Annotated in this window: 18 protein-coding genes; 10 read left to right on the top strand and 8 right to left on the bottom strand. The window is 71.5% G+C overall.

Features of this window, described 5'->3' with window-relative positions; genetic code table 11:
• Positions 1 to 72: 72 nt before the first annotated feature.
• Positions 73 to 912, top strand: a complete 840-nt coding sequence (locus ACWDVB_RS30325) for a class I SAM-dependent methyltransferase (protein ID WP_451515013.1) — start codon at positions 73 to 75, stop codon at positions 910 to 912.
• A gap of 375 nt (positions 913 to 1287) precedes the next feature.
• On the opposite strand, the gene ACWDVB_RS30330 is transcribed toward ACWDVB_RS30325, so the two are convergent.
• Positions 1288 to 3309: a thioredoxin domain-containing protein gene (locus ACWDVB_RS30330; RefSeq protein WP_451515012.1), complete on the bottom strand. Its 2022-nt coding sequence runs from the start codon at positions 3307 to 3309 to the stop codon at positions 1288 to 1290.
• 136 nt (positions 3310 to 3445) lie between these two features.
• On the opposite strand from ACWDVB_RS30330, the gene ACWDVB_RS30335 reads away from it, so the two are divergent.
• Positions 3446 to 6661 (top strand): tetratricopeptide repeat protein, encoded by a 3216-nt coding sequence (locus tag ACWDVB_RS30335; protein ID WP_451515011.1) that lies wholly within the window; start codon positions 3446 to 3448, stop codon positions 6659 to 6661.
• Positions 6662 to 6875: 214 nt separating this feature from the next.
• Positions 6876 to 8006: a serine hydrolase domain-containing protein gene (locus ACWDVB_RS30340; RefSeq protein WP_451612002.1), complete on the top strand. Its 1131-nt coding sequence runs from the start codon at positions 6876 to 6878 to the stop codon at positions 8004 to 8006.
• A 70-nt stretch (positions 8007 to 8076) separates the two neighbouring features.
• On the opposite strand, the gene ACWDVB_RS30345 is transcribed toward ACWDVB_RS30340, so the two are convergent.
• The 3 genes from ACWDVB_RS30345 to mca form a co-directional block, all read right to left on the bottom strand.
• Complete coding sequence (locus tag ACWDVB_RS30345) at positions 8077 to 8655, bottom strand: hypothetical protein (protein ID WP_451515009.1); 579 nt, start codon at positions 8653 to 8655, stop codon at positions 8077 to 8079.
• Positions 8656 to 8798: 143 nt separating this feature from the next.
• Positions 8799 to 8999 carry a hypothetical protein gene (locus tag ACWDVB_RS30350; RefSeq protein ID WP_451515040.1) on the bottom strand — a complete coding sequence of 67 codons (201 nt, stop codon included), beginning with the start codon at positions 8997 to 8999 and terminating at the stop codon, positions 8799 to 8801.
• A 19-nt stretch (positions 9000 to 9018) separates the two neighbouring features.
• The gene (mca, locus tag ACWDVB_RS30355) at positions 9019 to 9900 is read right to left on the bottom strand and encodes a mycothiol conjugate amidase Mca (RefSeq protein ID WP_451515008.1); all 882 of its coding nucleotides are present in this window, start codon (positions 9898 to 9900) and stop codon (positions 9019 to 9021) included.
• A 123-nt stretch (positions 9901 to 10023) separates the two neighbouring features.
• Between mca and ACWDVB_RS30360 the strand changes: the two genes are divergently transcribed.
• On the top strand, positions 10024 to 10458 hold the full coding sequence (locus ACWDVB_RS30360; RefSeq protein ID WP_451515007.1) for a DUF4307 domain-containing protein: 435 nt from the start codon (positions 10024 to 10026) through the stop codon (positions 10456 to 10458).
• A gap of 176 nt (positions 10459 to 10634) precedes the next feature.
• Complete coding sequence (greA, locus tag ACWDVB_RS30365; protein WP_451515006.1) at positions 10635 to 11132, top strand: transcription elongation factor GreA; 498 nt, start codon at positions 10635 to 10637, stop codon at positions 11130 to 11132.
• Positions 11133 to 11200: 68 nt separating this feature from the next.
• Here the strand turns inward: greA and ACWDVB_RS30370 are convergent, their stop codons facing one another.
• Genes ACWDVB_RS30370 through ilvA form a run of 3 tightly spaced genes read right to left on the bottom strand, consistent with a single transcriptional unit; the run spans position 11201 to position 14272 of the window.
• A complete protein-coding gene (locus ACWDVB_RS30370) occupies positions 11201 to 12052 on the bottom strand; it encodes an ABC transporter permease (RefSeq protein WP_451515005.1) in 852 nt (283 codons plus the stop codon).
• Positions 12049 to 13011 carry an ATP-binding cassette domain-containing protein gene (locus ACWDVB_RS30375; protein WP_451515004.1) on the bottom strand — a complete coding sequence of 321 codons (963 nt, stop codon included), beginning with the start codon at positions 13009 to 13011 and terminating at the stop codon, positions 12049 to 12051. The genes ACWDVB_RS30370 and ACWDVB_RS30375 overlap by 4 nt, the downstream gene beginning before the upstream one ends.
• A 31-nt stretch (positions 13012 to 13042) precedes the next feature.
• Positions 13043 to 14272, bottom strand: coding sequence for a threonine ammonia-lyase (ilvA, locus tag ACWDVB_RS30380; protein WP_451515003.1), 1230 nt, complete (start codon positions 14270 to 14272; stop codon positions 13043 to 13045).
• A 157-nt stretch (positions 14273 to 14429) separates the two neighbouring features.
• Here ilvA and ACWDVB_RS30385 point away from each other — a divergent pair, with 157 nt between their 5' ends.
• The 3 genes from ACWDVB_RS30385 (at position 14430) to ACWDVB_RS30395 (ending at position 15783) form a co-directional block, all read left to right on the top strand.
• Positions 14430 to 14948 carry a MarR family winged helix-turn-helix transcriptional regulator gene (locus ACWDVB_RS30385; RefSeq protein WP_451515002.1) on the top strand — a complete coding sequence of 173 codons (519 nt, stop codon included), beginning with the start codon at positions 14430 to 14432 and terminating at the stop codon, positions 14946 to 14948.
• Between the two features lie 64 nt (positions 14949 to 15012).
• On the top strand, positions 15013 to 15495 hold the full coding sequence (locus ACWDVB_RS30390) for a sigma factor-like helix-turn-helix DNA-binding protein (RefSeq protein WP_451515001.1): 483 nt from the start codon (positions 15013 to 15015) through the stop codon (positions 15493 to 15495).
• A 36-nt stretch (positions 15496 to 15531) separates the two neighbouring features.
• Positions 15532 to 15783, top strand: coding sequence for a hypothetical protein (locus ACWDVB_RS30395; protein WP_451515000.1), 252 nt, complete (start codon positions 15532 to 15534; stop codon positions 15781 to 15783).
• A 71-nt stretch (positions 15784 to 15854) separates the two neighbouring features.
• Here the strand turns inward: ACWDVB_RS30395 and ACWDVB_RS30400 are convergent, their stop codons facing one another.
• Positions 15855 to 17018, bottom strand: coding sequence for a cystathionine gamma-synthase (locus ACWDVB_RS30400; RefSeq protein ID WP_451514999.1), 1164 nt, complete (start codon positions 17016 to 17018; stop codon positions 15855 to 15857).
• A 126-nt stretch (positions 17019 to 17144) separates the two neighbouring features.
• On the opposite strand from ACWDVB_RS30400, the gene ACWDVB_RS30405 reads away from it, so the two are divergent.
• Together ACWDVB_RS30405 and msrA are read left to right on the top strand one after the other, a co-directional pair.
• The gene (locus ACWDVB_RS30405; RefSeq protein WP_451514998.1) at positions 17145 to 18263 is read left to right on the top strand and encodes a hypothetical protein; all 1119 of its coding nucleotides are present in this window, start codon (positions 17145 to 17147) and stop codon (positions 18261 to 18263) included.
• A gap of 113 nt (positions 18264 to 18376) precedes the next feature.
• Positions 18377 to 19093, top strand: coding sequence for a peptide-methionine (S)-S-oxide reductase MsrA (msrA, locus tag ACWDVB_RS30410; protein ID WP_451514997.1), 717 nt, complete (start codon positions 18377 to 18379; stop codon positions 19091 to 19093).
• Positions 19094 to 19145 lie beyond the last annotated feature (52 nt).

The raw sequence follows: 19145 nt of genomic DNA on the forward strand, positions 1-19145 counted from the left end.
CTGTGACGGCCGACCGCATGCCATGGGCGGATACGTTGCCCTCGCCGATCCAGAGCGATCCCGGAGCCGACGATGACCAGGGATGAGCACGGGACCACGCGCGGCACTCTGTTCGGGGAAGCAGCCGAGTTGTACGACTCCGCGCGGCCCGGATACCCGGACCGGCTGGTGACGTACGTGCTCACCTACGCCGCACTGGAACATCCCACAGCGGTGGAGATCGGCGCGGGCACTGGCAAGGCCACCCTGCCCTTCGCCGCCCGCGGCCTTCCGCTGTTGTGCCTGGAACCCGACCCCCGCATGGCGCGTGTACTGCGCCGCAACACCGCTCCCTATCCGAAAGTGCGAGTGGAAGTCACCCGTTTCGAACGGTGGCGGTCCGCCGGACACCGCTACGGCCTGCTCTTCGCCGGTGCGTCGTGGCACTGGCTGCAGCCCGCGCACCGCTGGGGCCTGGCCCACGCAGCCCTTGTCCCGGGCGGCACGATCGCCCTGTTCTGGAACCCGCACACGGTCCGCAATCCTCGGCTGCGCGCCGTACTCGAAGCTGTCGAGGCCGGACGGGGCATCACCCATCCACTCGTCACCACCGCCCCGGTCGCACCGTTGCCCCTCACCGTGACCGTGGGCACGCGGGCGCACCACGCCGACGCGTCCCTGATGGCCACCGCGCTGGCCGACTGTCACCGCGACGGCCGGTTCACTGACATCCGCACCTGCTTCTTCACAGACGTACAGCGTTTCTCGACCAGCCGGTATCTCTCCTATCTCGCCTCGACCTCCGCATACCGCCTCCTGCCACAAGACATCCGTGCCTGCGCCCTGGCTGCCGTCGCCCGCCTGCTGGACGCCCACGGCGGTGAAGTCGAGGTGCTCTGCCGTACGGATCTGCTCCTCGCCCGCTCTTGCTGATCGCCCCCTTCCCACGCCCAGTCCAGTTCGGTCTCGTCGACTGCGACGGGCAGGTAGCCATCCACGGCTCTGCCGGTCTCCAGAGCCGTGGCCGTGGCGTCCAGGAGAGCCGGCAGTGACGACCACATAGGGTGAGCGCCGAAGCGGGTTCCCTGCCGCGGCGGTGATATGGGCGCTGATCGATGATGAGGGTGTCGCCACCACCGTCACGGGCTCCGGGCGGCCAAGTCATTTCAGCCATCAAGCGGCGACAAGCTCACTGCCATACCCGGAGTCCTCGGGTTCACCGATCCTACGAATGACTGGCGTGGGCCCGCGTCAGAACGGTAGGACAAGCTGAGACCCAGATGGGCCCCCGCGGAGCGAAGCAACGCCTCAGGACAGCTTCGACGCGAGCGCGGCCGGATCCGTCGTAGGCGCGTCGCAGACGAAGCCGCGGCACACATACGCCGCGGGGAGGCCCCCGATCAGCCCCCTCCCCGCGAGCAGCGGAAGCTCGTCGGACCCTTCGGGCCCCGCGGCCACCACCGCGCCCGGCGCCGTGCCGAGCAGCGCCGTCCGATGCAGCTCACCCAGTACCTCACCCACCACAGCCACCTCAAGAGGCCCGGAGAGCGCCGCCTCGGCGACGGCGAGCCCGTGCCCGATGAACCGCGGCACGCGAGGCCCGAGCGCCTTGACGACGCCGAGCGCCCGCTCCGCCGCGGTCCGGTGCGGCGAGGCCCCCGTGTGCGCCGCGTACGACAGCAGCGCCCCCGCGGCCGCCGTCCATCCGGAGGGCGCCGCGTTGTCCGTGGGGTCCTGCGGCCGCCGGATGAGCCGCTCCGCGTCCGCCGCCGTGTCGTACAGCGCCCCGCTCTCCGCGTCCACGAACTGCGCGAGGACGTGGTCGAGCAGGAACCCAGCGAACTCCAGCCACACCCCCTCCCCCGTCACGGAGGCCAGCGCGAGGAAGCCCTCGGCGACGTCGGCGTAGTCCTCGAGGACGCCCGCGTTGGCGCCGACCTGCCCGTCCTTCGAGGTGCGGGCGAGCCGCGCGCGGGCGTCCATGTGGAGACGTACGAGAAGATCGCCCGCGCCCACGGCGGCCGCGACGAGGTCCGGCCGGTCGAAGTACGCGCCGACCTCGGCGAGCGCGGCGACCGCGAGGCCGTTCCAGGCGGCGACGACCTTGTCGTCACGGCCGGGCGCGGGCCGCTCGGCGCGCGCGGCGAGGAGCCGTTCCCGCACCGATTCGAGCCGCGAGGCATCAGCCAAGGGGCTTTCCGACACCGGCAGTTGAAGGACAGAAGCACCCTCCTCGAACGTGCCCTCCTCCGTCACACCGAAGCAGGCCATCGCCAGCTCCGCGTCGGCCTCCCCCAGCACCTCCCTCAACTGCTGGGGCGTCCACACGTAGTACGCGCCCTCGACATGCGCGCCCGTCGCCGGGTCCTCGCTGTCCGCGTCGAGCGCCGAGGCGAAACCGCCCTCGTTCGTGCGCAGTTCGCGGACCATGAAGTCCGCGGTCTCCAGGGCGACACGCCGGGCGAGGTCCGAGCCCGTGGCCCGCCACAGATGGGCGTACGCGCGGCACAGCAGCGCGTTGTCGTACAGCATCTTCTCGAAGTGCGGCACGACCCACTCGCGGTCGACGGAGTAGCGCGCGAAGCCGCCGCCGAGCTGGTCGTAGATGCCGCCGCGCGCCATCCGCTCGCAGGTGTCGGCGGCCATCTGGAGCGCGCCCTCGGAGCCCGTGCGGGCGTAGTGCCGCAGCAGGAACTCCACCGCCATCGACGGCGGGAACTTCGGCGCGCCGCCGAAGCCGCCGTGCGCCGCGTCGTAGTCGCGGGTCAGGCCGAGCAGCGCCTGCGCCAGCTCGTCCTCGCCGGGCTTCTCGCCGGAGCCCTGGGTGAGCTGCCGCTCCCCCAGCTCGCGCACGATCTTCCCGGCGACCTCGGCGACCTCGCCGCGCCGGTCCGTCCACGCCCGGTGGACGCCGTCGAGGACCTGCGGGAACGACGGCATGCCGTGCCGCGGCTCCGGCGGGAAGTACGTACCGAAGTAGAAGGGCTCGGCGTCGGCGGTGAGGAAGACGGTCATGGGCCAGCCGCCCTGGCCCGTCGCGGCCTGCACGGCCTCCATGTAGACGGCGTCGACGTCGGGCCGCTCCTCGCGGTCGACCTTGATGTTCACGAACTTCTCGTTCATGAGCGCGGCCGTCGCCTCGTCCTCGAAGGACTCGTGCGCCATGACGTGGCACCAGTGACAGCTGCTGTACCCGACGCTGAGCAGCACCGGCACGCCGCGTTCGCGCGCCTCCTCGAAGGCCTCGGCCGACCAGGGCCACCAGTCGACAGGGTTGTCGGCGTGCTGGAGGAGGTAGGGGGACGTCTCATGGGCCAGTCGGTTCGGCATACCCCCCATCCTCGCGCACACCGGGTGCCCCGCTCACGTACGCCGGGCCCTGATCCGCCGACTCCCTCGCGTCGGAGCCCCGCACGCAGGACACTTGTGGCCGCAGGTGACTGTTGCTCTCGGAGGGGGAACCCATATGCGGGACAGCCATCGGGCCGACGCCGAGCGGCTGTTGGCACGGGCCGTGGAGGAGGAGGTGCGGCGTTCGGGCGGGCGCGTCGACGGGGGCGTCCTGCTCTCGCGGGCGCGCGGTGCGCTCGACGCCATGGCGCAGACGGCCGCCGAGGAGTACGAGACGTACACCCGGGCGCTCGACGAGTCGGACGCCGGGCGGCTCACCTTCGGGCAGCGGTACGCGCGCGAGGGCGCCGGAACGCCCCTGCTGGTGGCGGTGGTTGCCGCCGTCGCGGCCGGCGTGTCCGACCTGTCGTTCGGCACGAGCGTCGGCACGGCTCTCGCCACCGGCGCGGTCGTCGCCGTGGCGGGCGCGGCGACGACCGTCCTGAAGGTGACCGCCTCCCATGTGCCGGCGGCCAGCCGCCGCGCCGGGGCGCTCAGCCAGCCGGGCGGGCCCGAGCAGCTGCGGCTCCAGTGGCTGACGGCGCTGGAAGTGCGGGGCATCCGGCCCTTCATCGACCAGCAGCGGGTCCTCGCCGCGTCGACCGGCACGCGGACGGCGAAGAAGACCGCGCCCCAGCTGCGCGGCACGGACAAGAGCGCGGCGGCGCGCAGACGCTCCGTGCTCCAGCAGTCCTTCGAGCAACTGCCGGTGAGTGAGGGGCCGTTGGCGGGGCGCAGGGCCGAGCTGGGGCGGATCGCCCAGTGGGTGCACGCGGCGCGTGCCAGCACCGACACGCGGCCCACGGTCGTCATGCTGTACGGCGCGCCGGGCTCGGGCAGGTCCTCGCTGGCGGTGCGGGCCGCGCACGATCTGCGGGACCAGTTCCGGGGCGCGTGTGTGGTGGATCTGCGCGGGGACGCCCCGGGGGAGACCCCGCTGTCCACACGTGACGCGCTGCTGCATCTGCTGAATCGATTGGGCGCGCCGCGCGAGCAGCTGCTCTTCCGGGAGCGTTCCTCGCAGGAACAGCAGGTCAAGCGGCTCAGCGAGCTGTACCACCAGTATCTGACGGGCGTCGCGGTGGCGATCGTCCTCGACGACGCCAGGGACGCCGAGCAGGTCCGCACCCTGGTGCCGGAGCGCTCCGACAGCCTGGTCCTGGTCACCGCCCGTGAGCCGCTTGAGCTCCCCGCGGACATGCCCGCCTGGGTGCACCGGCTCCCGGTCGAGGCGCTGGACGAGGCGGGCGCGGAGGAGCTGCTCCGGGAGTCCGCCGAGGAGCTTCCCGGGCCCTACGACGCCGAGTCGGCGGACGCCGTACGGGAGTTGTGCGGCGGTCTGCCGCTCGCGCTGCGCGCCGCCGGTTCCGCGCTCGGCCCGCGCTCGCCGCGCCAACTGGCGGCCGACCTGGCGGCGTACGGCCCCGCCGAGAAGGTCAGTCCCGTGGAGCGCGTCCTGTGGCTGCGCCACACCGACCAGTCCGAGTCCGCCCGGCGGCTGCTGCGGCGCCTCGCGCTCGCCGGGCGCGCCTCGCTCGGCCCGGCCGCCGCGGCGGCGCTGCTCGCCACGGACGAGCAGGAGGCGGGCCGCCGGCTGACCGCGCTGTCCCGGGCCGGCCTGGTGGACAGGCTCCGGGGCGGCCGCTACCGCCTGCACGACCTCGTACGCTCCTTCGCGCAGGCCCGCCTCCTCGACGAGGAGGAGCCCGCCGAGCGCACCGCCGCGCAGGAGCGGCTCATCGCCAGCTACGGAGAGCTGGCCGACACGGTGATCCGCCTGGTCGACGGCAAGACGTCCACCCGGGCGGACCAGTTCGGGCAGCACGGCTTCGCCTCGCTCGACGCGGCGCTGCGCTGGCTGGACGACGAGTCGACGTTCATCACGGCCGCGCTGCGGCACGCGGACGGCGTCGACCAGCGGGCCGTCCTCAACCTCCTGGGCGCCCTGTGCGACTACTGCCTGCTGCGCGGCGACCTCTACCGCCTCGGTGAGATCAACGAACTCACCCAGGCCATCGACCAGGGCCTGCTCGGCCGCAGCGTGCAGTGGCGCACGGGCATCGCGGCCCGCCAGCTCGGCGAACTCGACCAGTCGCGTACGACGTTGAACTCCGTCGTCGACCTCTACTTCGAGGCCCACCAGGACGCCGCGGCCGCCCGCGCGCTCGGCTCCCTCGGCATCACCCTGCACCATCAGGGCAACCTCACGGAGGCCGCGGCCCGGCTGACGGAGGCGCTGGACCTCCAGGCCGCCGACGAGCTGGCGGGCGACCGCGCCTGGACGCTGCACGCGCTGGCGGCGGTGGAGCGCGACCGCGCCCATCTCGCACACGCGCTCGACATGCTGGAGAGGGCGCTGACCCTGCACCGCGACAGCGGCTCCGTGCACGGCGAGGCGTGGACGCACTTCCAGCTCGGGCAGCTGCGCCTGCGCATGGGCGACGTACCGAGCGCGGAGAGCGAGCTGCGCGGCGCCCTCGACCTGTACGGCCGCACCCGCGACGCGCGCGGCGAGGCCTGGGCGCTGACCCAGCTCGCGCGGGCCCGCCTGGTGGACGGCGACCCCTCGCCCGCGGTGGAGGGCCTGCGCCAGGCGGTGTCCCGGCACCGCGACAACGAGGACGCGCGCGGCGAGGCCTGGTCCCTGTACTACCTCGGCCAGGCCCTGGAGGAGACCGGCAGCCTCGACCAGGCGGTGCGGGAGCTCGAACGGGCGCGCACGATGTTCTCCCGGATGCGGGACGTGTACGGCCTGGCGTGCGCCCGCCACCACTCCGCGCGCGTCACCCGCGACCAGCGCGCCGCGCAGACCGGCTCGCTGCGCAACTCCGGCTTCGCCCGCCAGCTCCTGGTGGACGCCCGCGCCGACTTCCAGCGGATCGGCGTCGCGCACGGCGAGGCGTGGACCTGCCTGGAACTGGTGGTCGTGGACGCGGGCAACTCCCGTACGCAGCAGGCGCTCGCCCTCTGCGACGAGGCGATCACCCTGTTCACGTCGTACGGCGACGACCGCGGCGCCGACTGGGCGCGCTTCCTGCGCTGCACCCTGCTGCCGTACGCCTCACCGGGCGGCTGGGAGATCGGCACGGCCGTCGCCCAGGAGGAGCTGAACCAACTGGCCCGCGCCGACCACCCGACCCGCGACGGCAAACTGGCCGACTACGTCCAGGCGTACGGCCTGCTCCTGGAGCGCGGCGCCGACCTGGAGACGGGCTGGCAGGCATGGCGCCTCGGCATGGTTCCGAGCCGTCACGCGCGGGAGGTGATGGGGGTCGAGGTGCCGGGACGGTGAGCCGCGGGAGGCGGGGGTTAGCCCCACCGGGAGCCGGGCGGCAGCAGGATCGTCGCGGGTGATCGCGTCCGGACATGCTGGGTCCGGGCCCGGCGGACGCCGTCGGCCTCCCTCGATTCCGTGGTTCCGTGATCCCGTAGGAGTTGGCTCAGTGCGTGAACAGGCATGGCAGAGGTTTCGTTCTCCCGGGCGGCTGGGCGGTCGGCGCGCGGTCGTGTCGGCCACGGCCGCGGTGGCCGTCGGCGTGCTGACGCTGGGCGCCCTGGCGCCGCCCGCCGCGGCGTCCCCGGCGGCGTCCGCCAGGCCGGACCGCGTCCAGCAGGGCCTGAACGCGCTGGTCCACTCCGACGGCGTGCCGGCCGCGCTGGCGAGCGTGCAGAGCCGGGACGTGAAGAGCCGAGAGGGTCGCACCCGCACCTACACCGCCGGTGTCGGCGACCTGGCCACCGGCTCGAAGGTGCCCCGGGACGGCCAGGTGCGGATCGGCAGCAACACCAAGGCGTTCACCGCGGTGGTCATGCTGCAACTGGTCGCGGAAGGCAAGGTCGGCCTCGACGACCGGGTCGACACGCACCTGCGGGGCCTCGTCCGCGGGGACGGCATCGACGGACGCCGCATCACCGTCCGCCAGCTCCTCCAGCACACCAGCGGACTTCCCGACTACGTCAAGTACCTCGCCGACGAGCCCAGGTACTACGCCCCTCACGATCTCCTCGACATCGCCCTCCAGCACAAGGCCGACTTCGACCCCGGGGAGAAGTGGGGGTACAGCAACACGAACTACGTACTGGCCGGCCTGATCATCGAGAAGGTCACAGGACACCGCCTCGCCGCGGAGATGGAACGGCGCGTCATCAAGCCCGTCGGGCTGCGCCACACCTACTTCCCCGCCCCCGGTGACTCCACCATCCGGGAGCCCCACCCCAAGGGCTACTACCGGAACGCACCGGGCGGGCCGCTGCTCGACGGCACGGAGCTGGACCCCTCATGGGGCTGGGCGGCAGGTCAGCTGATCTCCACCAACTCCGACCTGAACCGGTTCTACACCGCGCTCCTCGGCGGCCGCCTCCTCCCGGAGGCCCAGCTCGCCCAGATGCGCACCACCGTCCCCGCCGGGGCCCCCTTCGCCTCCGGCGCCCGCTACGGCCTGGGGCTCGTGAGCACGCCCCTGTCGTGCCGCGACGACGTCTACTGGGGCCACGGCGGCAGCACCACGGGCTACCAGACCCGTGGCGGCGTCACCGACGACGGCCGCGCCGTCAACGTCGCGGTGACCACTCAGCCGAGCGACAAGGCGGTCATGGAGCGCGTCGAGGGAATCGTGGACGAGGCCCTGTGCCGCTGACAGGGCAACAAGGCACATGGGCCCTGGCCGCAGTCAGCGGCCAGGGCCCACGGCATGCGGAGCGTGCTGGTCAGGCCTGAGCCCTGTGGATCTTCCAGATACCGACATCCGAGCTGCGGTTGAAGTACGCGTTGGTGCACAGGTCGTACTTGCCACCGCTCGCCGTGGTCACGTTGTTGGTCTCCAGGAAGCCACCGTTGTCGCCGTACAGGTTCCACAGGTGGACGATGTCGCCCGCCCTGACGTTCTGGTCGGCCGGGCTCGACGCCTGGGCGAAGATCCGCCAGCGGCCGGTGCCCGCGGCCCGGTCCCGGGCCTCGGAGGTGGACACGTCGTACTTCGCGCCCGCGTTCTTCTGCACGTCGCTCGCGTGGCCGTTGGTGTCGAGGTAGCCGCCGTCGCCGCCGTAGAGGTTGCGCAGGTACACGACATCACCGCTGGCCACGGGCTGGCCGGACGCCTTGCCGGACGCGGAGAGGATCTCCCAGGTGCCCGTGCCCTTGGCGCGGGTGGGTGTGGCGGTGGTCGACACCTGGTACTTGCCGCCCGAAGCGGTGCTGTGGCCGTTGGTGTCGAGGTAGCCGCCCTGCCAGCCGTTGTAGCCGTTCTGCAGATGGATCTGGTCGCCGTACTTGAGCTCGTTCGCCATCGGGCTTTCCTTCCCTGGATGACGCTGCATGCGGGCGCCCGCCCGGCAAGCCGGGGCCGGCGCCCCACGGGGACAGCAGCCATCTTGGCAATTCAGCCCGAAACCGCGACCCAATACGCGAACCTGGCGGAAACTGGGTCCCTCTAGGTCTCCTTGTCGGCGCGCTTCTCGCCCGTACCGGCCGTCTCCGGCTCCTTGAAGTCGACCTTGCCCATGTGCCGGTTCATCGACTTCATCAGGCCCCACACGGCCAGGGCCATCACCGCGAAGACGATGAATCCGAGGACGCCGGGGGTCACCTTGTCGTCGTCGACCTCCTTGGCAAGAGGGACGAGATGCGTCATTGCCAGATGTGCGTTCACGCTAGGCATTGTCGCGGATGCCCGCAAAGAGGTCGTCCTCGGGGAGGGAAGTATCGACGAGCGACTTCGCCAGCTCGTACTCCTCCGTGGGCCAGACCTCCTTCTGGAGCTCCATCGGGACGCGGAACCAGCCGCCGTCGGGGTCGATCTGCGTGGCGTGCGCGATCAGGGCCTTGTCGCGGATCTCGTAGAAGTCGGCGCACGGGACGTGCGTGGTCAGCGTGCGCTCGACCCGCTCGAACTCGTCCCAGCGCTTGAGCCAGTCCCCGTACGGCGACTCCAGGCCGCGGTCGAGCATCGCCTGGTGCAGCGCCTCGGTGCGCGGGCGGTTGAAGCCCTGGTTGTAGTAGAGCTTCTGCGGCTGGAAGGCCGGGCCGTACTCGCTCTCGGGGTACTTCTCGGGGTCCGCCGCGCCCTCGAACGCCACCATGCTGATCTTGTGGGTCATGATGTGGTCGGGGTGCGGATACCCGCCGTTCTCGTCGTACGTCGTGATGACCTGCGGACGGAAGGAACGGATCTGGCGCACCAGCTCACCGGCGGCCTTGTCCACGTCCTCCAGGGCGAAACAGCCCTCGGGCAGCGGCGGCAGCGGGTCGCCCTCGGGCAGCCCCGAGTCGACGAAGCCGAGCCACTCCTGCTTGACGCCGAGGATCTCGCGCGCCTCGTCCATCTCCTTCTTGCGCACCTCGTGGATGTGCTCCTGGATGTAGGTGTCACCCTGGAGCTTCGGGTTGAGGATGTCGCCGCGCTCACCGCCCGTGCAGGTCACGACGAGCACGTCCACCCCCTCGGACACGTACTTGGCCATGGTGGCCGCGCCCTTGCTCGACTCGTCGTCGGGGTGGGCGTGAACGGCCATCAAACGCAGCTGCTCAGTCAAGACTCGATCCTCAAGTTGTCGGGCGCCCTCGTGATCCGGCGCAACACGCGGCTTCTATAGTGACGGAACCGGGGGGCGGAAAATTCCGGCATCCCCTGTTCCTGGAGGACGATCATGGCGGCGGTGGGTTCGAAGCTCCCCGAGGGGCCTTCCGAGGGCTCCTCCACGGGCCTTCCCGAGGGGCGGTACGGCCGCTCGCGCACGGCCGACGAGGCCGCCGACCGCAAGCTGCGGATCATCGGCTCCGTGCTCGGCGTCGTCCTGCTCGGCGTCGTCGGCTGGTTCGGCTACGACTACGTCAACGGTACGAAGGTCAGCGCCGAGGTCATCAAGTTCGACGTCGTTTCGGCCAGCACCGTCAAGGCGCACCTCGAAGTGCGCAAGGACGCCGACGTCAAGGGCTACTGCACCCTGCGCTCGCAGGCCGAGTCCGGCGCCGAGGTGGGCCGCGCGGACTTCCGCTTCGACCAGCGCGAGGGCCGTGTCGACAAGGTCGTCACACTCCGTACGACCGCGAAGGCGACCAGCGTCGAGCTGCTCGGCTGCCACTCCGACTGACACGGCGGTCCCGAGGCCGCCTTTGCGGGCCTCACCAGCGCTGACGTGATTCTGATGGCTTATGTCCTCCCCTTGGCGCACCTGAATTGTTAGGCTCGTGGTTTCGCCCACCCGTGAGGGAACATCCTTCTGGGTAGGGCGATGCTTTGTATTCCCAGTACCTACGAGGAGCACCTGTGACCCAGACCAGCGAGAACGTCACCTGGCTGACCCAGGAGGCGTACAGCCAGCTCAAGGCCGAGCTGGAGTACCTGTCTGGTCCCGCGCGCACCGAGATCGCAGCCAAGATCGCGGCAGCGCGCGAGGAGGGGGACCTGCGCGAGAACGGCGGGTACCACGCGGCCAAGGAGGAGCAGGGCAAGCAGGAGCTCCGCGTCCGCCAGCTGACCCAGCTCCTGGAGACCGCCAAGGTCGGTGAGGCCCCGGCCGCCGACGGCGTGGTGGCGCCCGGCATGGTCGTGACCATCGCCTTCGACGGCGACGAGGACGACACCGTGACGTTCCTGCTCGCCTCCCGGGAGTACGCGAGCGACGAGATCGAGACGTACTCGCCGCAGTCCCCGCTGGGCACCGGCGTGAACGGCAAGAAGATCGGCGAGAACGCGCAGTACGAACTGCCGAACGGCAAGCTCGCCTCCGTCAAGATCCTTGAGGCCAAGCCGTACCAGGCGTGACCGCACCGGACCTGGCGACCTGGCCCCCGCACTTCGCGTGCGGGGGCCAGGTCGCGTGTGGTCGCGTGTCAGGCCGTCGCCGAGCGGTACTTGCGGACCGCCAGGGTGCGGAAGATCAGGACGATCAGGACCGAGTAGATCACCGAGGCCCAGACCGGATGCTCCATGGGCCAGGCCGTGGACCCGGAGACGCCGGGGTTCCCGAAGAGCTCACGGCAGGCCTGGACGGTCGCGCTGAAGGGGTTCCAGTCGGCGACATGGCGCAGCCACGGCGTCATCTGGCGGGAGTCCACGAACGCGTTCGAGATGAACGTGACCGGGAAGAGCCAGATCAGGCCGCCTGAAGTGGCCGCCTCCGGGGTGCGCACCGAGAGGCCGATGAGCGCGCCGACCCAGGTGAAGGCGTAGCCGAGCAGGAGCAGAAGCCCGAAGGCGCCGAGGGCCTTTCCCACGCCCTCGTGGGCGCGCCAGCCGACGAGCAGCGCCACGATCGCGAGGACGAGCAGGGTCAGCGCGGTCTGCACGAGGTCGGCGATGGTGCGCCCGGTGAGGACCGCGCCGCGCGCCATGGGCAGCGACCGGAAGCGGTCGATGAGGCCCTTGTGCATGTCGTCGGCGATACCGGCCCCGGCGCCGGCGGTCGCGAAGGTGACGGTCTGCGCGAAGATGCCCGCCATCAGGAAGTTGCGGTAGACGGAGGGGTCGGTGCTGGTGCCGATCTTCATGGAGCCGCCGAACACGTAGCTGAACAGCACCACGAACATGACCGGCTGGATGACCCCGAAAAGGACCATCTCGGGAATCCTGGTCATCCGGATCAGATTCCGTCGGGCGACGACCAGGGAGTCCCTGACGGACTGGCCGATGCCGCCCGTGGGCCTGGGGCCCGCCTTGCGTACGGTGTCGGAGACGGTGCTCACTTGTCGGCCTCCAGCTCGGCGGCATGGCCGGTGAGGGAGATGAAGACGTCGTCGAGGGTCGGGCGGCGCAGCCCGATGTCGTCGATCCCGACGCCGCGGATGTCGAGCTCGCGGATCACCTCGGCGAGCAGCTTGGCGCCGCCGGTGACGGGCACGGTGAGCTTGCGCGTGTGCTCGGCGACGGCGACCGCGACGTCGCCCTTGCCGAAGCCGCGCAGGGCCTCGGCGGCGGTGGCGATGTGCTCGCGTTCGTGCACCACGACCTCGACGCGCTCGCCGCCGGTCCTGGCCTTGAGCTGGTCGGAGGTGCCGCGGGCGATGACGCGGCCGTGGTCGACGACGCAGATGTCGTGCGCCAGATGGTCGGCCTCTTCGAGGTACTGGGTGGTCAGCAGCAGCGTCGTACCGCCCGCGACGAGCTCCTGGATGACCTCCCACAGCTGCTGGCGGTTGCGCGGGTCGAGGCCGGTGGTGGGCTCGTCCATGAACATCACGGGCGGCGAGACGACGAGCGCGGCCGCGAGGTCCAGTCGGCGGCGCATGCCTCCCGAGTACGTCTTGGAGGGGCGGTCGGCGGCGTCGGCGAGGTGGAACCGGTCGAGCAGCTCGGCCGCCCTCGCCTTGGCCTCCTTGGCCTTCAGCTGGTAGAGCTGCCCCACCATCCGGAGGTTCTCGCGGCCCGTCAGGTACTCGTCCACGGCGGCGAACTGCCCGGAAAGGCCGATCGACCTGCGCACCTCGTTCGGGTGCTTGAGGACGTCGATGCCCGCGACGACGGCCTTGCCGCTGTCGGGTGTAAGGAGCGTCGTCAGACAGCGGACCGCGGTGGTCTTCCCCGCGCCGTTCGGCCCAAGGAGTCCGAGCACGGTGCCTTCCGGGACATCGAGATCGACGCCGTCCAGAGCCCTTACGTCGCCGAAGGTCTTCACCAGGCCTTCGGCGTAGATGGCGCCTGGCATGTGAGTCCTTTCCTGGGGAAAAGCTTGGATGTCAGCCGATGACCGTGTAACCCGCCTCGCGCAGCGCCGTGCCCACCTCCGCGCAGTGCTCGGGCCCCTTCGTCTCCAGATGCAGCTCCACCTCGGCCTCCGTCAGTCCGAGGCGCGGATCAGTGCGTACGTGGCTCACGTCGAGGACGTTGGCGTCGACCACGGTCAGCACGCCGAGGAGCGTGGCGAGGGCGCCGGGGCGGTCCGTCAGGCGTAGCCGCAGCGACAGATAGCGGCCCGCCGCCGCCATGCCCTGGCGCAGGATCCGCTGCATGAGGAGCGGGTCCACATTGCCGCCGGAGAGCAGCGCGACCACGGGGCCCTCGAACGACTTCGGGCTGCTCAGCAGGGCCGCGACGGGGCTCGCGCCCGCCGGTTCGACGACCATCTTGGCGCGCTCCAGGCAGAGCAGCAGGGCGCTGGAGAGCTCGTCCTCGGAGACCGTCACGATGTCGTCGACCAGCTCCTCGATCAGCTGGAACGGCACGTCGCCGGGGCGTCCGACCTTGATGCCGTCGGCCATGGTCGCGGGGTTGACGATCGACACCGGGTGACCGGCGGCGAGCGAGGGCGGATAGGCCGCGGAGCCCGCCGCCTGCACGCCGACCAGCCGCACGTCCGGGCGCAGCGCCTTGACCGCCACCGCGATGCCCGCCGCGAGGCCGCCGCCCCCCACGCCGACGACGAGGGTGCGCAGCTCCGGGCACTGCTCCAGGATCTCCAGGCCGACCGTGCCCTGCCCGGCGATGATGTCGGGGTGGTCGAAGGGGTGGATGAACACGGCACCCGTCTCACGCGCGTACTCCTGCGCGGCGGCCAGCGTCTCGTCGACGACCTGGCCGTGCAGGCGGACCTCGGCGCCGTACTCCCGGGTGGCGGCGACCTTGGGCAGCGGCGCCCCGGCCGGCATGAACACCGTGGAGCGCACGCCGAGCAGCGAGGACGCCAGGGCCACGCCCTGCGCGTGGTTGCCCGCGCTGGCGGCGACGACACCGGCGGCGCGCTCCTCGGGGAGCAGGCCGGCGATCCGTACGTACGCGCCGCGCAGCTTGAACGAGCCGGTGCGCTGGAGGTTCTCGCACTTGAGGTGCACGGGGGCGCCCACCAGCTGCGACAGGTGCCTGCTGCCCTCCATCGCCGTGGTCCTGGCCACTCCGGAGAGCATCTTCCACGCGCCGCGCACATCGTCGAGGGTGACCGTCGGCAAGGAGTCAGGCGTGCGGTAGCTCATGCCGGCAAGTCTCGCAGCCGACGCGCGAGACCTCTCGCCGTGACCAAGGGACGAGACCGTTCTGCGCGTAGGTTTGCGCAGCGCAGGTACGGTACGCGCCGTGTCCGCGTACCCTGTCCCCCAACCCACCGCCCTCGCATGAAGTGAGCCCCCGGCCATGCCCACAACTCCGGACATGACGACCGCCAGTGAACCCGGCCTTCTCGACAGCCTGCAGCACCAGGTGGCGGTCTTCGCCCGCCGCGCGGAGCAGACCCGCCTCGGCGGCGTAGGCCAGGTCCGCAACTCCATGGACCGCGCCGCGTATCTGCTGCTCAACCGCCTCGACAAGGAGGGCCCGATGGGTGTCAAGGCGCTCGCCGCGAGCATGGGCATCGACTCGTCGACGGTCACGCGGCAGGTCGCCCCGCTGGTCGACACCGGACTCGTCAAACGCACCTCGCACCCCGAGGACGGGCGTGCCGTGGTGCTCCAGCTGTCGCCGCGCGGCCAGGCCCGGCTCGACGAGGTGCGTTCGTCGCGGCGCGAGCTGATGGCCGAGTTGACGCAGGACTGGGACCCGGAGGAGCGCGAGAGCTTCTGCGCGCTCCTCACACGCTTCAATTCCGCCCTCTCGGCGCGCCAGACGTCACACGCGGCGCCCGGCGGTGAGGTTCCGGCCACTCCGGAGTCTTGACCCCGGCCCCGCGCCTGGCCTCATATGAGACCGGGACCCCCCTTCCTTCAGGCCGGGAGGCGCGGTGCGAGAACGGCAGGCGCTCCAGAGCGCCCGCCGTGCCCGGGAGTTCGAGGCGTTCGTCGCGGGCGCGGCAGGGCGGCTCCTGCATGCCGCGACCCTGCTCACCGCCGAGCCCCCGGACGACAACCCACGCGCGCGTGCCCTGCTGACCGCCGCCCTCGCGCATACGTACGCGACGTGGGACCGGCTGCGTGGCGAGGACCCCTACGACCGCACGCGCCAGCAGGTCGCCGTCCGCTTCGCGCGGGGCGCCTGGCGCCACCACCGCGGCCACGGCGGGGTCCTGGAGCGGCTCAGCTCCCAGGAGCGGCTGATTCTCGTGCTCCGGATGTACGAAGGGGTGGCCGAGGAGCAGACCGCGGCGCTCCTCGGTCTGCCCGCCGACCGGGTCTCGTCGATCTGCGCCCGCGCGATGGCGACGGTCCTGCACCCGCCGCGCGGACCGGCGCCGGCGCGGGCGCTGAGCGGGGCGGTGCCCTCATGAGCCGGGCGGGCCCGTCATGAGTCGGGCGGTGCCGTCATGAGTCAGTACGAGCGCAAGGAGATCGCCGTCCGGCGTCTCCTGGAGGGTACGCAGCCGCCGGTGCCGCCGGAGCTCTTCGGTGAGGCGGTGCGGCGGGGCGGGCGGATGTTGCGGCGGCGCCGGGTGATGCGGCGGATTCTGTGGCTCCTCCTGGTGGCCGCCGTTGTCGCGTTCGCGGTGTGGGCGTCCGTGGCCGAGCCCTGGGTGGAGCGGCCCGCGGATACGACCCCGCCTCTTACCCGCTGGTAGCGGGTGGGCGGGTGTTCCAGGCCGCCCACCCGTCTGCCCCGCGTCACCAGGCGCCGTAGGGGCTGACCCGGCTAGCCCAGTGCCTGCTTCAGGTCTGCCAGGAGGTCGTCCGCCGACTCGATGCCCACCGAGAGACGCACGAGGTCCGCCGGGACCTCCAGGGCCGAGCCGGCCACCGAGGCGTGCGTCATGCGGCCCGGGTGCTCGATCAGGGACTCGACACCGCCCAGGGACTCCCCCAGGGTGAAGAGCTTGGCGCGGTTGCAGACCTCGACGGCCGCCTCCTCGCCGCCCTCGACCTGGAACGACACCATGCCGCCGAACGCCTTCATCTGCTTGGCGGCGATCTCGTGACCGGGGTGCTCCGAAAGGCCCGGGTACAGGACGCGCGTCACGCGCGCGTGCCGGGACAGCATCTCGGTGACCTTGGTCGCGTTCTCGCTGTGCCGGTCCATGCGCACCGCGAGGGTCTTGATGCCGCGCAGCACAAGCCAGGCGTCGAAGGGCCCGGCCACGGCGCCCATCGCGTTCTGGTGGTACGCCAGCTCCTCGCCGAGCTCCGCGTCGTCGACGACCAGCGCGCCGCCGACGACGTCCGAGTGGCCGCCCATGTACTTCGTCATGGAGTGCACGACGATGTCCGCGCCGAGCGCCAGCGGCTGCTGGAGGTAGGGGCTCGCGAAGGTGTTGTCGACGACGAGGCGCACCCCGGCCTCGCGGGCGATCTGCGCGACCGCGGCGATGTCGGTGATGCCGAGCAGCGGGTTGGAGGGGGTCTCCACCCAGATCAGCTTCGTGCGGTCGGTCAGCGCGGCCCGCACGGCCTCCGGGTCGGAGGTGTCGGCCACGGACCACTCGACGCCCCAGCGCGAGACGACCTTGGCGAAGAGGCGGAACGTGCCGCCGTACGCGTCGTTGGGGATGACCACGTGGTCCCCCGGGCCGAGCAGCGCGCGCAGGAGGCAGTCCTCGGCTGCCAGGCCGGACGCGAAGGCGAGCCCTCGGCGGCCGCCCTCCAGTGCGGCCAGGTTCTCCTCCAGGGCGGTCCTCGTCGGGTTCGCGCTGCGGCTGTACTCGTAGCCGCCGCGCAGGCCGCCGACGCCGTCCTGCTTGTAGGTCGATACCTGGTAGATGGGCGGGACGACGGCGCCGGTGAGCGGGTCGGCCGTGTTGCCCGCGTGGATCGCCACGGTCTCGAAACTCTGCGTGCCGGGGGTGCTGTGCAAGTCAGTCATGCGGCCTGAGCGTAGTGCGCGCGAAGGCACTTCCGCCGCCCGACCGTACGGGTCGTTCCGCCCGGTCGGTACGGGTACGTCCCGGCAGGTTCGCCAATTGTCGGACCCGTCTGGTTCGCTTGTGTCATGGAGATTCTCTGGTTCCTGTTCGCGGTGATCATGATCGGTGCGGTCCTCGGGCCCGTGCTGCTGCGCAGGCGCGGCGGAATCCGGCAGGTCGACCCCGGCTCCCCGGACGCCGCCGACCCGGCGAACTACGGCTTTCTGCGCCAGGAGGAGCTGGACATCCGCATGCCGGGGCCGGACGCCGATCTCCTCGAAGTCCTCGACCTCGTGCAGCGCACGCAGGAGTGGAAGGCCGCCTCACAGCTGCTCGCGGGCACGGAGACGCACGGCGAGCGGCGCTGGCAGCGGGTGCAGGCGTTCGCGGGCGCGGCCTCGCTGGAGCTCCAGCGGCGGCCCGGTGGCGTGAGTGAGAGCCCCGGCGGGCAGTGGCTGCGGGTGTGGCGGGCCGAGGCGCCCAAGGACGCGGGGGGCGCCGCGGTGCACGCGGAGTTCCTCGTGCAGCAGGCGTGGCGGACCGCCGCCCAGGGGACGGACGAGTTCCGGATCATTCTGGAGGAGGCCAAGGAGGCGTGCGCGCAGGCGGCGCTGCTCTCTCCCGGTGACCCCGTCCCGTACATCATCGAGCTCTCCATCGCGCGCGGCCTCGCGTATCCCCGCGAGGAGTTCGAGCAGCTGTGGCTGAAGATCCTGGACCGCGCGCCCGCGCACATGGGCGCGCATCTGGCGGCGCTGCACTACTGGTGCGAGAAGTGGCACGGCTCGCGCGAGCTCGCGTACAACTTCGCGGAGGCCGCCGCGGCCCGCGCCCCCCAGGCCTCCCTCCTCGCGGCGCTCCCGCTCTTCGCCGTCTACGAACACATGCCCGAGGTCAATCTGGTCCGCGGCTTCTACGAGAGCGAGGTCGTCACCAAGGCCATGGAGGGCGCCCTCTTCGCGGTGCACGCCGCGCGCGCGGACGACCCGATGCTGGCGCACGTCCGCCATCTCCTGGTCTTCTTCCTGGTCCGCTGCGAGCGCTGGTCGGAGGCGATGAACCAGCTGGTGCACGTGGACGGCTACGTCGGGGCCCTGCCCTGGAGCCTCTCCCCCGACCCGGCCGAGGGCTACGCGGTGTACCGCGCGCTGGCGGTGGCGGGGTACGAGGCGAACGGCGGCAGCCCGGCGACGCTGCCGCACTGAGTGGTGCCCGTGCGGAATGCCGGGCCCCACCCGCACGTTCCCTTGATGCACCCCAAGGCACCCCAAGGCACGCCAGCGCGCCCCTGTCAGGCCCCGCACGAGGAGAGACCCGCATGATCTTCGGCCGCACGCCCGAGCTCCCCACCCCCGAGCAGGCCCTGAAGGGCCGGGCCACCCCGGAATTCGAGGTCCCCTCGCGCCACACGGTCCTCGGCAACGCGCTGCTCGGCCCCTACCCCGAAGGCCTGGAGATCGCGGACTTCGCGCTGGGCTGCTTCTGGGGCGCGGAGCGCAAGTTCTGGCAGACGGACGGCGTCTGGACGACGTACGTCGGCTACCAGGGCGGCTACACCGAGAACCCCTCCTACGAAGAGGTCTGCTCCGGCCTGACGGGCCACACGGAGGCGGTACGCGTCGTCTTCGACCCGTCCAAGGTCTCGTACGCGGCGCTCCTGAAGCTCTTCTGGGAGTCCCACAACCCCACGCAGGGCTTCCGCCAGGGCAACGACGTCGGCACGCAGTACCGCTCGGCGATCTACACGCACTCCCCCGAGCAGGAGGCAGGGGCGAAGGCGTCCCTGGAGGCCTACCAGCGGGTCCTGACGGCAGCGGGCCACGGCACGATCACGACAACGGTCCTCCCGGCCGAACCCAGGCCCTTCTGGCCGGCCGAGCCGTACCACCAGCAGTATCTTTCGAGCAGCAAAAACCCGGACGGGTACTGCGGGATAGGCGGGACTGGCCTTGAGCTGGACAGCCCGTCGGAGACGAACTGGGGACGGGCCTGCCCGACGGGAATCGCTCCGGCGCCTCCGGCCACGGAACAGTAGGCCTTCAGCTCCCGCTCGACCGAACAGACTGTGCCGCCGACTGGGAGTCAGT

The organism is Streptomyces sp. NPDC003379 (genome assembly GCF_053589195.1).

Excerpts from the sequence above, each read along its gene's own strand:
- ACWDVB_RS30325 (WP_451515013.1), top strand. The coding sequence starts at position 73 with ATGACCAGGGATGAGCACGGGACCACGCGCGGCACTCTGTTCGGGGAA.
- ACWDVB_RS30330 (WP_451515012.1), bottom strand. The coding sequence starts at position 3,309 with ATGCCGAACCGACTGGCCCATGAGACGTCCCCCTACCTCCTCCAGCAC.
- ACWDVB_RS30335 (WP_451515011.1), top strand. The coding sequence starts at position 3,446 with ATGCGGGACAGCCATCGGGCCGACGCCGAGCGGCTGTTGGCACGGGCC.
- ACWDVB_RS30345 (WP_451515009.1), bottom strand. The coding sequence starts at position 8,655 with ATGGCGAACGAGCTCAAGTACGGCGACCAGATCCATCTGCAGAACGGC.
- ACWDVB_RS30350 (WP_451515040.1), bottom strand. The coding sequence starts at position 8,999 with ATGACGCATCTCGTCCCTCTTGCCAAGGAGGTCGACGACGACAAGGTG.
- ACWDVB_RS30375 (WP_451515004.1), bottom strand. The coding sequence starts at position 13,011 with ATGCCAGGCGCCATCTACGCCGAAGGCCTGGTGAAGACCTTCGGCGAC.
- ilvA (WP_451515003.1), bottom strand. The coding sequence starts at position 14,272 with ATGAGCTACCGCACGCCTGACTCCTTGCCGACGGTCACCCTCGACGAT.
- ACWDVB_RS30385 (WP_451515002.1), top strand. The coding sequence starts at position 14,430 with ATGCCCACAACTCCGGACATGACGACCGCCAGTGAACCCGGCCTTCTC.
- ACWDVB_RS30395 (WP_451515000.1), top strand. The coding sequence starts at position 15,532 with ATGAGTCAGTACGAGCGCAAGGAGATCGCCGTCCGGCGTCTCCTGGAG.
- ACWDVB_RS30400 (WP_451514999.1), bottom strand. The coding sequence starts at position 17,018 with ATGACTGACTTGCACAGCACCCCCGGCACGCAGAGTTTCGAGACCGTG.
- ACWDVB_RS30405 (WP_451514998.1), top strand. The coding sequence starts at position 17,145 with ATGGAGATTCTCTGGTTCCTGTTCGCGGTGATCATGATCGGTGCGGTC.
- msrA (WP_451514997.1), top strand. The coding sequence starts at position 18,377 with ATGATCTTCGGCCGCACGCCCGAGCTCCCCACCCCCGAGCAGGCCCTG.